Source organism: Anisomitus miae (SeqCode) (assembly GCF_054906395.1).
In genome coordinates, this window is sequence record NZ_JBRACL010000005.1 from 141,793 (window position 1) to 157,790 (window position 15,998).

General features: G+C 29.3%; 10 protein-coding genes and 2 pseudogenes. 8 read left to right on the forward strand and 4 right to left on the reverse strand.

The window, feature by feature from the left end; translation table 11 throughout:
- Positions 1–29 precede the first annotated feature (29 nt).
- The 3 genes from AALI31_RS02580 to leuS all read right to left on the reverse strand — a co-directional run bounded on the left by AALI31_RS02580 (position 30) and on the right by leuS (position 6,131).
- Positions 30–3,212, reverse strand: a complete 3,183-nt coding sequence (locus tag AALI31_RS02580; protein ID WP_489884963.1) for a DEAD/DEAH box helicase — start codon at positions 3,210–3,212, stop codon at positions 30–32.
- A gap of 89 nt (positions 3,213–3,301) precedes the next feature.
- The gene (locus AALI31_RS02585) at positions 3,302–3,631 is read right to left on the reverse strand and encodes a HesB-like protein (protein WP_489884964.1); all 330 of its coding nucleotides are present in this window, start codon (positions 3,629–3,631) and stop codon (positions 3,302–3,304) included.
- 40 nt (positions 3,632–3,671) lie between these two features.
- Positions 3,672–6,131, reverse strand: coding sequence for a leucine--tRNA ligase (leuS, locus tag AALI31_RS02590; protein WP_489884965.1), 2,460 nt, complete (start codon positions 6,129–6,131; stop codon positions 3,672–3,674).
- 217 nt (positions 6,132–6,348) lie between these two features.
- On the opposite strand from leuS, the gene AALI31_RS02595 reads away from it, so the two are divergent.
- The 8 genes and pseudogenes from AALI31_RS02595 to AALI31_RS02630 form a co-directional block, all read left to right on the forward strand.
- Positions 6,349–7,335 (forward strand): LacI family DNA-binding transcriptional regulator, encoded by a 987-nt coding sequence (locus AALI31_RS02595; RefSeq protein WP_489884966.1) that lies wholly within the window; start codon positions 6,349–6,351, stop codon positions 7,333–7,335.
- A 568-nt stretch (positions 7,336–7,903) separates the two neighbouring features.
- On the forward strand, positions 7,904–9,694 hold the full coding sequence (gene pepF, locus AALI31_RS02600) for an oligoendopeptidase F (protein WP_489884967.1): 1,791 nt from the start codon (positions 7,904–7,906) through the stop codon (positions 9,692–9,694).
- A gap of 63 nt (positions 9,695–9,757) precedes the next feature.
- Entirely contained in the window at positions 9,758–10,999 is a 1,242-nt protein-coding gene (locus AALI31_RS02605) for a CRISPR-associated endonuclease Cas3'' (RefSeq protein ID WP_489884968.1), read from the forward strand.
- On the forward strand, positions 10,996–11,637 hold the full coding sequence (locus AALI31_RS02610) for a helicase-related protein (protein WP_489884969.1): 642 nt from the start codon (positions 10,996–10,998) through the stop codon (positions 11,635–11,637). The genes AALI31_RS02605 and AALI31_RS02610 overlap by 4 nt, the downstream gene beginning before the upstream one ends.
- Entirely contained in the window at positions 11,621–12,043 is a 423-nt protein-coding gene (locus tag AALI31_RS02615) for a hypothetical protein (protein WP_489884970.1), read from the forward strand. Before AALI31_RS02610 ends, AALI31_RS02615 begins: the two co-directional genes overlap by 17 nt.
- A gap of 14 nt (positions 12,044–12,057) precedes the next feature.
- Entirely contained in the window at positions 12,058–12,732 is a 675-nt protein-coding gene (cas5c, locus tag AALI31_RS02620; protein WP_489884971.1) for a type I-C CRISPR-associated protein Cas5c, read from the forward strand.
- Positions 12,729–14,546, forward strand: a pseudogene (cas8c, locus tag AALI31_RS02625) (type I-C CRISPR-associated protein Cas8c/Csd1). The gene cas5c and the pseudogene cas8c overlap by 4 nt, the downstream one beginning before the upstream one ends.
- 2 nt (positions 14,547–14,548) lie before the next feature.
- Positions 14,549–14,902 (forward strand): annotated as a pseudogene (locus AALI31_RS02630) (type I CRISPR-associated protein Cas7); the annotation flags it as partial.
- A 107-nt stretch (positions 14,903–15,009) separates the two neighbouring features.
- On the opposite strand, the gene AALI31_RS02635 reads toward AALI31_RS02630, so the two are convergent.
- Positions 15,010–15,801: a site-specific integrase gene (locus tag AALI31_RS02635; RefSeq protein ID WP_489884972.1), complete on the reverse strand. Its 792-nt coding sequence runs from the start codon at positions 15,799–15,801 to the stop codon at positions 15,010–15,012.
- Positions 15,802–15,998 lie beyond the last annotated feature (197 nt).

Here is a 15,998-nt window from a genome sequence, read left to right on the forward strand (position 1 = left end):
AGTATCGTAAAAATTTCGCTACTCTATTTTTACAAAGTATCTATTGAGAATAAACTTTTAAGTTCATCTATAGACATCTTTGATATTAAATTGTAATCAAGTTCGTTGTCTTTGATTATTGACTTTATTAAAGTATTTTTCTTATGCTGTATATCGAAAATCTTTTCTTCAATTGTTCCTTTTGTTATAAGCTTTATAACTTGAATAACGTTTTTTTGTCCTATTCTATGTGCTCTATCAGTTGCCTGGTTTTCAACTGCATTATTCCACCATGGGTCAAAGTGCACGACAATTTCAACAGAGGTTATATTTAATCCAAAACCACCTGCCTTTAGGGAAATTAAAAATACATTTGAATCATCTTTGTTGAATTTGTTTACAATGTCTATGCGTTCTTTAGCAGGTGTAGATCCATCTAAGTAAGTGTATCTTATGTTATTTTTTATTAATAGAGTTTTTATTATATTCAGTACACTTGTAAAGTTAGAGAAGACTATGACTTTTTTATTATTTTTTATGTTATTTTCCAAAATTTCCATTAGGATTTCCATTTTTGCACTTCCGTGATTGTATTCATTGAGTATTATCTTAGGTTCACAACAAATTTGTCGAAGCCTTGTCAATGCACTTAGAATTTTGAATTTTAAGTTCACATCTGTATTTTTTTCAAAATCGTTTTTAAACTTCTCGACATATGAATAATATAGTTTTTTCTGTTCTTCGTTTAATTCTACCATTATTTTTGTTTCGATTTTTGGAGGAAGTTCTGTCAAAACATTTTTTTTAAGACGTCTTAATATGAACGGTGAAATTTTTTTGTTTAAATTATTGATATTATCACATTTACTATAGATAGATTTAAATTTAGAATAGGAATATAAGTACCCGGGCATTAGAAAATCAAATATGGACCATAATTCATCTATTGAATTTTCTATTGGCGTACCTGTTAGAGCAAATTTATGGTTAATTCTTAGTTCTTTTAAAGATAGTGTATTTTTGGATATCTTGTTTTTGATATTTTGTGCTTCATCTATTATACATATGTTGAATTTCTTGTCCTTGAGTTGAAGAATATCTTTCTGAATTATTCCATAAGAAGTAAGGATTATGTCGTACATATGAAAGGTTTCAATCAATTGAAGCCTTAAACTTTTATTTCCACTATATATTAGAACTTTTAAACCTGGAGCAAATTTTTTGATTTCGTCGAACCAATTGTATATCAATGATTTTGGACAAATAATAATTGAATTTTGTAGGGAATTATTTTCAAATTCCTTTTGAAGGAATGCAATCGTTTGAATAGTTTTTCCGAGTCCCATTTCATCTGCAAGTATTCCAGAAAAATTATATTCTTTTAAGGTCTTAAGCCATTTAAATCCTTCAATTTGATAATTTCTAAGACTTAAGGCCAAATTCATAGGTGGGGACACATCTATATTTTTTGCATTTGTTAATTTTGAAACAATACTTAAGAAATTAGCATTTTTATTAAGTTCCCCAAGGGATCTGAAACTCTCAGAATACATATCGTTTAAATAAAATGCATGTAATTTACTAACTTTTAGTGAATCACCTTTCAGATATTCTTCGTTGATATCCAGATCAATCAAAATGTTATTTATTTCATTTAGATAGGCGTTGTCTAAATTTAAAATTCCCTTGTCTTTTAATTTTAAATACTGTTCACCCTTACGTATATTTTTGATTGCTACGTACAGTTCTTCATTTGTTATGCCATCGAAAGAAAAGGATATATTTAGTAAATTATTTTCACTTATATCAAATGAAGTTTTGTAAGATGAAGATGAAATAAGTTTGTATTCTTTAAAATTTTTGGTGTAATAAATCTCGCCTAACTCTTTCAGATTATGTATTCCTAGATTTTTAAATTCTGATATCTTTTTAGGAGAATTTATAAAATAATATATAGAATTTTGATATTCACATAAATTATTAAGCATCACAAGTATTTTATTTTCTTTTTCATAATCTCTGAGTATTGATGTATTCAATTGGGAAGTATCTAAAGGATTTATGTTAAGCTCACCATAGTTAAATACAGGTTTAATTATTATAGTATCATTTGAAGTTCTATCTATATAAAATCTAGGATTACACTTAACGTATGTATTTTTATTTAAGTAATCTATTTTTAATTTAAAATACCTTGAAAATTTAGGAATTACGTTATTTAAGAATTTATTTTTAGAATTTTCATCTATTGTGAAATATGAAGTATTGTTGTCTGTTATGATACTTTTTAGGCAGTTGTAATTTTGTATAAATCTCTTAGATGTATTGTAGATATTCCCATCGAAGTAGAAGTAGGGAGAATCATCGAAAAGATTTATTATGTTTGAAATGTTTAAATGAAGATTTATATTGTTATTGTCATCTGAGGATATTATAGGAGATATATCTAAATCTTCGTCTATTCTTTTCCTCTCATAAAATTTTTTATCATCAAATTTGATAGAAAACTCTTTTTCATTTATTATTTTCATGAAGCTATGAAAAAGCCTTTCATTTAAAATGATGTATTGATTACAAAACACACTGTTTAAAATGCAATTTGAGTCATATAAAGAGTAAATATCTAACATCATATTAATAAACAAATTATCTGAAATCTCAAAGTCACCTTCAGTAAAACTTAGATTTATATTTTTGTTTATATTGTAATCAGCAGATTTCAATATACACTCTAGAAATTTTTGGATATTTGATATAGGGTATACTTTATTTAGAATAATTCCCAGATCTAATCTTATATCGTTCGTAGAATTTATATTTATACAGTAGTGAAGTCTGTACTTATCTGCATTTGATAATATATTTTCAAACTTAAAATTATGCATTGTATCAAGGGCGTCGAAATTATAGCTAATCTTAGCTTTAAGATTATTTTTGAGTTGATTTATGAAAAAAATATAAGATGAAACAATGTGCTTACAATTATCGTTCTTTATATTTCTATAGTTACATGAACATGAAAAATTTATTATATTATCCTCTTTATCAATAGAAATTAGAGTTTTATGTACTATGTTCCTTGTTGATATTACATTGAACCAGACTGAAATTCCATTTTTAGTGAATTCGTGATATATCATGCTTAATTTGTCTTTTTTGTAAAGGACTATCCCTTCATTTGAATTGTTAAAGTTAGAAAAGTCTTTAATTTTACCAATATTAATTTTTCCCATTTGATGCCTACTTTCGTAGAAAAATTTGAAATACACAAAAAGATGTTTAAAATTAAGATATCTTAAATTTAAACATCTTTTACAGTTTTTTAACTACATCCTCCACTGCAACCACTACATCCACCACTATTAGATGAATTTATGGGTTTTAAAACTAAACCTTTGTTATTTTCTGCAGTCCCTTCGATTATAAAATCTCCGAATTGTTCATACAAATCCTTATTCAAAATAAATGTTAAATTATTTATTTCGCAAGCTATATCATCTTCTTTTTTTTCGTCTAAAACGATATTAAACGATGGGCCAGCACATCCCATCCCTGATAAATTAATCCTAATTATATCTTGATCTATATCGTTATTAGCAAGAAGTTCCTTGAATTCTTGAAAAGTTTCATTACTCATATTAATAAAATTCATATTAACTTACCTCCATTCCATAATACTATATTATTTTTGTTTATTTTACAACAATATTAATTAGTCTATTTTTTACTATTACGATTTTTAATATTTTCTTATTTCCGATATTTTCAAGGATTGTATTATTTGAAAGACAAATATTCTTAACAACATTATCACTTGAATCAGTAGGCACAGTTATTTTTGTTTTTATCTTTCCATTTATTTGTATTGCAATTTCAGTTTCATTCCTAATTAAGTATTGATTGTTTATTTTTGGATAACTTTCTAAAAATACAGAAGTTCTAGGTCTTTTATATATGTTTTGTAAAATACCAAAATAGTATTCGCAAAAGTGTGGAGCAAATGGGGCAAATATCTTTATGTAATCATGTAAAAAATCAGATAAAAAGTTTCTATCTATTTTATTATTGTTTATATATTTTGAAAAATCATTAGTTAATTTCATAAAATGAGCAATACATGTATTGAATTGAAGAATTTCAATATCGCATCTTATCATTTTTATAGCATTATTTAGTGAAAATAAAAGCTCTGTTTTACTAATTTGATCTTCCACACATCTATAAGAACTATCTTTAAGTATAGATAAACTTCTATTTATTAATCGTTCACTTCTTTGTATAAATTTATGAATAGATCTTATTCCTGCATCGTCCCATATTCCGCCCTCAGTGTATGTGAATGCAAACATTAAGTAAGTTCTAAAAACATCAGATCCGTATTTTTCTATGTATTCATCAGGTGATATTGTATTTCCACGAGATTTACTCATTTTGAAACCATCAGGACCTAGTATTAATCCTTGGTGAGTTAGAGATTTAAATGGTTCATCGAAATTTAAAAATCCCATATCCCTAAGAGCTTTTGTTATAAATCGTGCATATAAAAGGTGCATGCAAGCATGTTCAGGTCCCCCTACGTATTTATCAACAGGAAGCATTTTCTCAATTTTACCTTTGTCAAAAGCCTCTTCACTATTTTTTGGATCTACATATCTCAAGTAATACCATGAGGAACATACAAAAGTATCTAAAGTATCTGTTTCACGTTTAGCGTTAGATTTGCACTTTGGACACTTAGTATTTACAAAGATTTCACATTCCTCTAAAGGGGATTTTCCTTTAGGACTAAAATCCACGTTCTCCGGAAGCTCAACTGGGAGAGATTCATATGGTACAGGAACTATGCCACATTTATTACAGTATATTATTGGAATAGGTGCCCCCCAATACCTTTGCCTTGAAATTAGCCAATCCCTAAGTCTAAACGTAGTTTTAGAATAACCTTTGTGTTGAGATTCAAGGTAATTTGTGATTTCCTTCTTAGCTTTTTGGGAAGAAAGATCATTGAACATACCAGAATTTACAAGAACTCCTTCTGATGTCATAGGAATATGATTTTTGTTTTCACACTCAATAACTTTATACATAGGTAGATTGAATTTTTGAGAAAATTCAAAATCTCTCTCATCGTGTGCGGGCACAGCCATGACTGCCCCTGTCCCATAAGATGCTATAACATAATCAGAAATCCATATAGGAATTCTTCTGCCATCAATTGGATGAATGGCATAGGATCCAGTAAATTCTCCTGTTTTATCCCTAGATAGGGTCATTCTATCTATATCGCTTTTACTGGAAGATAAAGTTATGTAATCACGAACCTTATTTAAATTTTCTTCTGAAGTTACTTTTAGTACTAAAGGATGTTCAGGAGCAAGTACAACATAAGAAACTCCCATTAAAGTATCAACTCTTGTAGTGAAAACATCGAAAGTATCTTTGTGATTTTCAATAGAAAAATTGACTATGGTGCCATAAGATCGGCCAATCCAGTTTTTTTGCATAGATTTTGTCTTTTCAGGCCAATCCAATGAGTCCAATTTATCAATTAGTTCATCTGCATAGTTTGTAATTTTGAAAAACCATTGTGTTAAATTTCTTTTTTTTATTTCACTTGAACAGCGTTCACATTTATTTTCAATAACCTGTTCATTCGCTAGAACCGTATTACAGCTAGGACAAAAGTTAACGGGAGCATTTTTTCTATAGGCTAAGTTGTTTTCATAGAGCTTTAAAAACAGCCATTGAGTCCACTTGTAATAATCGGGATTGCAGGTTATTATTTCATTTTCAAAATTAAAAATGGCTCCCATATTTTTGAGCTGAGCTCTCATAGTGTTAATGTTTTTCATGGTGGATTCTTTCGGGCGTATACCTGTTTTTATAGCATAGTTCTCTGCAGGTAGACCAAATGCATCAAATCCCATGGGTTGAAAGACATTATATCCATCCATCTTTTTAAATCTAGCATAAGAATCTACAAGTCCAAAGTTGAACCAATGTCCTGCGTGCAAATTACTTCCAGATGGATATGAAAACATTTCCAAAACGTATAATTTATCTTTTCCCTTTCCTTCGATATCGAAGGAATTTATCCTATTTTTCTCCCAAAAAGTTTGAGAATCTTTATCCATCGAAATGCAGTATTTCATAAATTTATCACCTTTCAAAATGTGTTTTTACTTAGATAGAATCAAGTATGAACTAAGTTAAGTATATAAAAAATTTTCAAAAATTGTCAACATGTGGAATTTTTATTCAGGAGATTTAGAAATTTAATTTTAGGGAGACTGATAAAGAAATTAATTTATTTTACGAAAAAAATAGTAAATATTATTTGAAAAATTTAGATTTACAGGGAGTGAGAATATGGTGACGATTAAGGATATTTCAAATAAATTAGGAATCTCAATTAGTTCTGTTTCTAAGGCTTTAAATGGTGCTACTGATATAAGCCAAAAAACTCGTGAAAGAGTCATTGAGATTGCAAATGAAATGGGATACATTAAAAAATCTATAACTTTTAATAAACCGAATTTAAAATTTGGTATAATTATTGATAATAATTTTAATGAATACGATAAGACGTTAAACTATGATATAATACAAGGGTTTAATGATAAATCCTTGAGTGAAGGAAATGAAATTTTGATTGTGTCTTTGAAGGAGGTATCAAAAAGAAGTAATCTAGAAGCTATTATTAAGGTAAATAATTTATCTGGAGCAATGCTTCTTGTTAGCAATATTTCTGATTCTTTAAGGAAATCAATTTCAAAAATGACATATCCACTTGTTGTAGTGAACAATTATTTAAGCATTGATAAACATAACTTGGGGTATGTTGGTATAGACATGATTGAGGGAATGAGAAAGGTTGTTAACTATCTAGTATATCGTGGACATAGAGATATATCATTTATTAACATAAAGGGAAATGATGTGTTTTATCAAGATAAGCTTGTTGGGTATATTGCATCGCTTACTTCTTTTGGTATAAATTATAATCCAGAAAATATTTTAAATATTTATGATGGTGATTATGAGGAGAATATTTTGAAATTTGTTAAATCTAGGAAGCCTACAGCTATTTGTGCTGATAATGACCTTACAGCATACAAGGTTTTAAATGTTTTGATGAATAACGGGTACAAGATCCCTCAGGACATATCCATTGTAGGATTTGATAATAATTTCGTCTCATATTGTTCTTTACCATCAATTTCTACAGTTAGTTACGATAAAAGTGAGCTTGGAGTTAAGGCTTACGTTATTTTGAATAATATATTGAATGGGAATTTTATAAATAGAATGAATATTAAGTCAGAGATTTTAGAGAGAAATTCGAGTAAAATATAAAATTTTTAAGAGGGTATTTATAAGTGCGATCCTAGTGATTGGATTTATAAATGCCCTCTTTAATTTTTAAATTATTCCGATACAATTTTGTTAAAACTGTTATACCCTGAAGAAAATTACAATTTTCTAGATGTATATATATCCGTATTGTAAATAATAGATGAATTACTATTTATTTTAGTATTTTTACAATTTATATTTTGTTTTAGCTGTTTACTTTTAGAGTGTAAGTTTAATATAGAAAAATTAGATTATAATTAGGAAAATTGTACATTGTAAAGGTCTTGGTAATTTAACAAAGTATTTTTTAACTAAATCTATAAATGTAAAAATTAATATGAGATAAGTGAATTAAATTCATATTATGAAAAAATACTAAAATAGTGATTTATAGTTGATTTTTAAAAATAGTAGTTGTAAATTTAAATAAAGATATTTTTGGATTCAGTGCTGAAGTTTATATGGTTTTTAGAAAATGTATTATTGAAATTTTAGCATAAATTTAAGATATTTAAGTTCAATAAACTTTATTTTAAAGAGTATTAAGGTTAATTAAGGAGAGGTTTTTATGAATATAAAGTATTTTGAAAACAGAAATGATATTGAGAAGAAATATACCTGGGATCTTGAAAAAATTTATAACAATATGGAAGAATTTGAGAAAGACTTTGACAGAGTAAAATCTCTTTCTTCAAAAATAATTGAATATAGAGGGAAATTAAATGATAAATCTACAGTGATTAGCTTATTTAAAGATCTTGAAATTTCTATGAGGACGATTATGAAGCTTGCAAATTATGCTCATATGAAGAAAGATCAAGATGGTTCGGTTACTCTTTATCAGGGTGTGCAATCTAGAGTTGAGCAATTTTATTACCAATTTTCAGCGGATACTAGTTTTGTGGATACGGAGTTACTTAGTAAAGATAAAGAGTTTTTAAAATGCCTTGTTGATGATGAAGAACTTACAGATATTAGATTTAAAATACAAGGATTAATAAGAAGTAAGGAGCATATTTTATCCGAGGAATCAGAAATGATTTTAAATATGTTTGGTTCGTCTATAAGTGCTCCTTATAATATTTCGTCAACTTTTAAGGATGTGGATTTGAAGTTTCCTAAAATATTAAATGAAAATAACGAAGAAGTACAGTTGAATGAGGGGAATTATGGAGTATTTTTATCATCTAACGATAGGGAAGTAAGAAGAAATGCTTATGAAAGTTTGCTTTCATCTTATAGGGATTACAAAAACACATTAGCAACATGTTTGTCTACATCTATTACAAATGATGTCCTATATGCTAGAGTCAAGAAGTTTAATTCTGCTATTGAGGAGAATTTATTTGGGAACAATATAAATAAATCTGTTTATACAAACGCAATTGAGGTCATGCATGATAACTTTGATAAGATTCATAGATATATAAGTCTTAAAAAGAAAATGTTAAAAGTTGATAAGCTTATGAGCTATGATCTTTATACTCCTTTATTTGATAATCCAGTTAAGGATATTCCATATGAGAAGGCTATTGAAATATCTTTTTCTGCATTGAAGCCGCTAGGAGAGGAATATTTAGATATTTTTAAAGAGGCAATTGATAATAGGTGGATAGACGTTTACATAAATAAGGGTAAGAGAAGCGGTGCTTATTCTTCTGGAAGCTATGATACTGATCCGTATATACTTTTGAATTATTCAAATTCCTTCAATGATGTATCTACTCTTGTACATGAGATGGGGCATTCCATACATTCATATTATTCAAAAAATAATCAAAACTTTTTTAATTACAGATATCCAATATTCTTAGCAGAGATTGCATCCACTTGTAATGAGCATTTATTAAATAAATACATGCAAGATAACTCAAACGGAAGTGAAAGGATGTATTTTATAAACAAGGAGATCGAAAATATAAGGACAACTGTATTTAGGCAAATGCTTTTTGCTGAGTTTGAGCTTATAACCCATGAAATGATGGAGCAGGGGAAACCACTTACGAGTGATGACTTTTGTTCGATATGGAAAGATCTAAATAGTAAATACTATGGAGAGGATTTGATTATTGATGATTATATAGTGTATGAATGGAGTCGTATACCACATTTCTATTCATCATTTTATGTTTATCAATATGCAACTGGATATGCTGCTAGTTTTGCTTTCTCTCAAAACATATTAAAACATGGGAAAATAGAAGTTGATAATTATGTAAATAATTTTCTTAAAATGGGAGGATCAGATTATCCTATAGATATATTAAAGAGAGCGAACGTAGATATGACTACCAAGATTCCTATGCAAAATGTTATGAATAGATTTTCTGAATTGTTAGATGTTTTAGAAAAAATATAGCAATTCAATTATGAAATATTGAATTTTATGGGGCATTTGAATCTTTATTTAGAGGTGGTAGATTTGAGTCTTAAAGAAAAATTTGCAAGAAGGGTTGAATTTGATAGTGGAGAAGTTTTGTATCAAAAATTAATTGATCATATATGTGGGGTTTCTAACATTACAGAGAAGTTTGTGAGCAAATTCTTTTTAAAAAATGTAGGCAAGGTCTTAGGAATCCTCCATGATTTAGGAAAGTATTCGGATGGATTTCAAAGGAGAATAAGAGGAGAAAATATAAGAGTTGATCATTCTACAGCAGGGACCTTAGTTTGTGAAGATATTGAAGATGAATTTAAGAGTAGTGGGAAGATTGAATTCATAGTGTATAAAATTTTAAAATACGCTATTGCGTGTCACCACTGTGGGCTTTTGGATTATGGAACGAGAGTAGAGATGAGAGGAACATTAATTTCTAGATTAAATAATAGAGGTAATATATGCGACTTCTCAGATTGGGAAAGTGAAGTAAAAGTCGATGAATTAAAGGGGATTGAATTCGATTCCAAGACTGAGAGTTTCATGAGAGATATTTTTCCCAAGAATAATAATTTTTCTATGCAGATGTTAATAAGGTTTTTATTTTCATCTCTTGTTGATGCTGATAGGTTGGATGCACAAATGTTTTGTGAGGGTAAGAACTCTATTGTACATACTAAAAAAGCATTAAATTTAAGTGAGATGTTGGATGTATTTAATGATTACATGAGAAAAAGGAGAGAATCATCTCAGGATAATAAAGTTAACCGAATTCGAAATAATATCTTTGAAAATTGTGTTGAAAAGTCAAGTGGTGTTCCAGGGTTTTATTCCCTGTGTGTACCCACTGGTGGAGGTAAGACTCTTTCGTCTCTAGCTTTTGCATTAAACCATGGTAAAAGGAATGGACACGATAGGATAATTTATTCGTTACCTTTTACTTCTATAATAGAACAAAATGCACAGGTGTATTCGAGTATTTTTGGTGAAGATAACGTATTGGAGCATCACTGTAATTTTAATTTATCAAATGAATTGGGTGTGAGTGAAAGTAATGATTTAGTCAATCATGAGTCTGATGAAAAGAATCTTAGGTATAAGCTTGCTACTGAGAATTGGGACATGCCATTAATAGTTACAACTAATGTTCAATTGTTTGAGAGCATGTATTCAAATAAAACGTCTTCAGTGAGAAAATTACATAATATTTGTAACAGTATAATTATTTTAGATGAGGCACAGGTTATTCCAAATGAATATTTAAGACCTTTGCATGAGGGCTCTTGAGGAGCTTGTTAAAAATTATAATTGTACAGTTCTTATTTGCTACAGCTACTCAACCAGAGTTTCAAAAAAATGGATTGATAAGTGAGGAATTTAAAATAACGGAGATAGTGGATGACACTAAAAGACTTTCTGAATCTTTGAAGCGTGTTGAAGGAAAATTTATAGGTAGGCAAACAGTAAAAGATATTTGTGAAAAATTAAGTGAGTACAATCAAGCATTAATAATTGTTAATACTAAGGATTATGCAAAAGAAATTTTTAGGAATCTAAGAAAAAGTGATGGGTGCTTTCACCTTTCTACAAATATGTATCCAAATCATAGAAAAAAGATAATATCTGAGGTAAAAGACAGACTTAAAAATGGAGAAGAATGTAGAGTTGTTTCAACACAATTAATTGAAGCTGGTGTTGATATTGATTTTCCTGTGGTATTTAGGTGCATTTCTGGGATAGATTCTATAGTACAGGCCGCTGGTAGATGCAATAGAGAAGGAAGGAGAGAAAATTCTACTGTATATGTTTTTGAGACAGAAGATGATTGCCACATGGGAGGTGGATATTTAAGTCTTACTGCAAAAAACAAGTCTATATGTGATAAACAAAGTAGGAGATGTATTATCTTTGGAGGCCATATCTAAATATTTTTCTGAGTTATTTTTCAATACTGAGGACAGGTTAGATAAGCATAAAATACTCGACAACATAAACGATTTAGGTGTTAAGTATATGGAATATAAATTTGAATCTATTTCTAAAGATTTTAAGTTTATCGATAACGAAGGAATCCAAATTATTATTCCTCATGGTGGAGGTGAATTGCTTGTAGATACTCTCAAGAATTCACAATTTGGAATAAAGTTTATTTTGAGGAAGTTAAACGGATTTTCAATTAATATACCCGAACATGTAGTTGAAGAGTTGGTTAAATTTGGTGATTTGTGTGAGTTGTTTGATGGAATATATATTTTAAACAATTTAGACATGTATGATTTAAATTTAGGATTTGATAAAGATAAGATTTCTGATCATGACTATGTAATATAAATAGGAGGTATTGTATGGGAATAACTTTAAGAGTTTGGGGTAATTATGCATGTTTTACTAGACCAGAAATGAAGGTAGAGAGGGTTAGTTATGATGTTATTACTCCTTCATCTGCTAGGAGTATAGTTGAATCGATACATTGGAAGCCTGCAATAAGATGGCTTGTAGATGAAATTTATGTGATCAAACCAATTAGATTTCAGACAATTTTAAGGAATGAAGTAAAGAGTGTTATATCTGACAAATCAATAAAAGATTTAATAAAAAATAGGAGAATTAGCTCTTATAATGTGAATGAAGATAGACAACAAAGAAATTCAATGATCCTTGTGGATGTTGAATATGTTATAAAAGCACATTTTGAAATGACTAAATATGCAGGAGAAAGTGATGATGAAAAAAAACATTACAATATATTTTTAAGGAGAGCGAGAAATGGAGAATGCCTTACTCAGCCGTATTTAGGATGTAGAGAATTTTCATGTAATTTTGAACTTTTAGAAGATGAGGAATTCATACCACTAAATGAGAGTAAAGATTTAGGATGGATGTTGTACGATATAGATTTTGTAAAAGATGATAGTTCATATAAAAAAGTCATAAATTATAATCCTAAATTCTTTAGAGCTGAAATGGTAAATGGGAAAATAAATATTCCAAGAGACCTTCAAAGGAGTGTTAATAGATGATTTTAAAAGAGCTATCGAATTGTTATGATATGATGATTAATTCTAAGAAGTTTGAAGTTGCTAGATTTGGTTATAGTTTTGAAAGCGTATCCTTTAAATTCACTATTAATGAAGATGGATTGATAAAACAAATTGTTGATTTAAGGGAGAAAAGAAGGGGAGTTAATATGGAAGTACCAGTACAGATGGGAAGAAGCGTGGGTATTTTCCCATATTTGCTTTGTGATACGTCGAAATATTTCTTAGGTTATCAGATTGATGATAAATCTAAAGAATTAAAAAACTATGAAAGAAACTTCGTTGAATCTAAGAAATTACATGATAATATATTGAGTGGCACAGACATTATGGGGTATGAGGCAGTGATAAAATTCTTTAATAATAGGGAAGAAAACCTGAAAATTGTCTTGGAAATGGAAGCTAAATGTTTAGAAGGTGGACGTATAGTTTTTAATTTAGAAAATGAGAGAGAGTATGTACATAACTATTCGGATCTAAAAAATAGGATTCAGTTATATAAAGATTATATAACTGTAGATTCCGATATTGTTAAAGGAACTTGTTTAATAAGTGGTGATTCAGATGTACCTATTTCTAGACTTCACCAAAAAATAAATGGAGTCGCAAGATGCTAGACTTTGGGAGCATGTATTGTTAGTTTTAATGGAGATGCATTTGAATCATACGGTAAGGAGCAGGGGTACAATGCTAATACCTCAGAAAATTCTATGTTTAAGTATACATCTGCGTTAAATACACTTTTAAAAAGTGAAAGAAATTCTATGTATTTAAGTGGTAATACTGTTGTTTTTTGGAGTGACAAAGTAGGTGGTATTGAGGATGATGTGATAGGAGCCTTTATGAAAGGCGATAGTCCTGAAATGTATGATGAAAATCAATCTTACTCTCATATAGACTACAATCAAAGAGGAACAAATGAAATAAGAGATATCATAAAGCTTATTGGAAATGGGGTGGTTGTCAACGTTGATGACATAAAGGATAATTCTGTTAACATGCATATTTTAGGACTTTCACCAAGCAATTCAAGAATATTTATAAGGTTTTGGTTTAAAAATTCCCTTAGAGAATTTGTGAAACTATCTAATAGACATTTTGAGGATACAAAATTGGTTAGAAAATCAAGAGATGATAAGTCGAAAGTTGAGGAAGTTGGAGTTAAAATTTCATACATATTGAAAACTATAACCGTTAGTGGAAAAGTTGAAAATGTACCTAATACTTTAATTAATAGTCTTTTTAAGAGCATTTTAACGGGAGAAAGTTATCCAATGTCAATATACAATAGCGTGTTAATCAGGATTAGATCAGAATCAGGTGATAAATTAACTTTAAATCACACAAGGGTTTCTTTTATAAAGGGATATTTAAAGAGATATTATCGTTTACAAGGATTAAAAGATAAAGAGGAGGAAGTAACGGTGGCACTCAATTTGAATTCAACCAATACAGGATATAACTTAGGAAGAGTGTTTGCAATACTCGAGAAAATACAAAGCGATTCAAGTAGTAGTAATAGTGGGATACGTGAAAAATATTTATCTGTAGCTTCGTCTACACCAAGAAGTATATTTCCTATTTTGTTAAATTTATCTCAGCATCATATAAGTAAGATTAATAAAACAAACAATACTAATTTTAACTATTATGATAAGATTATAGTTCAAATATTATTAAAAGTTGAAGAATTTCCTTCAATTCTATCACATGATGATCAAGGTATGTTTATGTTAGGCTATTATCACCAAAGGGAAGATATATTTACTAAAAAGGAAAATAAGGGGGATAATTAATTATGTCATTAGATAAAAGATATGAATTTGTAATATTATTTGATGTTGAAAATGGAAATCCAAATGGTGATCCTGATGCAGGTAATATGCCACGAATTGATCCTGAAACTGGTCATGGAATAGTAACGGATGTGTGTATTAAGAGAAAGATAAGAAATTATATTGAGGTTACTAGAGGAGAAGAACAAGGGTTTGATATTTACGTAAAGGATGGAGTTGTTTTGAACGAACAGCATAAAAAGGCTTATGATGCTTTTGATTTAAAGCCAGAAACTAAGAAGCTTCCTAAAGATCAAAAAGTAGCAAGGCAACTTACAGGATATATGTGTAAAAATTTCTATGACATAAGAAGTTTTTGGAGCGGTAATGAGGAAATATTTATAAAACCCATTACAAATAGCTATTTACATATCGTTGAAACCTATCTTATTTTCTAAATGCTTACCTTTTGCCTACCAAAATTCTAAACGGTAGACAAGTTCTCAAAAATCTCAACTGTGCGGTCTGACATCTTAGGTGTTACATGTGTGTATGTGTCTAGAGTTACTCGTATGTTGGCATGACCTAACCTATGTTGTACGTCCTTAATATTAGCTCCATTTTCGATTAGCAGCGTTGCGTGTGTGTGCCTTAGAGAATGAAAACAAAAGTCAATCCCAAGTGAGTGGGTTATTACATGGGATGCATATTTGAAAGACTGCGATTTTAAAAACTCTCCGCTAACTTTAGTACATACTAAATCGACTAAAGGTTTATCTAATTTCGCTGCCGTTGATATAATTGATTTATCATCATTTAGGTATTGGTTTGTATAATAACTACCGTAATATAATTTATTTTTCTTCTGGTCTGTTTTGTGGCGTCTTAATAGATCGATTAAGGTTTTACCTATACGGATAGTACGTATGGATGCATTAGTTTTAGGTGGGGTTAAATACCATAGTGGGGGTTTGCGTGTAAGTATTTTTGTAACGGACAAAGTACCATTATCCAAATCCACATTATCCCAAGTCAAGCCCATAACCTCGCCTATCCGTAGACCTGTATGGTAGCCAAGCATAATGGGTATGTGGTATGTATCTCCATAGGGAAATCTATTAATAATCCGTTTAATGTCTGCTTGTGATAATACAGGCTTTGTTTGCCTATCGTACTTAGCAAATTTAGGCATCTTAGTATGTAGAGTAGGATCTGATTTTATAAACTCGCAGGGCAGGACTGCATACTTAAAAGCAGAGCTTAGTAATGCAAACACTCGACCTAAGGCAGCTCTACCTATACCAGCGGAATATCTATCGTTTAAAAAATCCTGTATAGTAGCTGGTGTTATGCTACTGATTCTATAATTACCTTGAATCTAAGAAATTACATGATAATATATTGAGTGGCACAGACATTATGGGGTATGAGGCAGTGATAAAATTCTTTAATAATAGGGAAGAAAACCTGAAA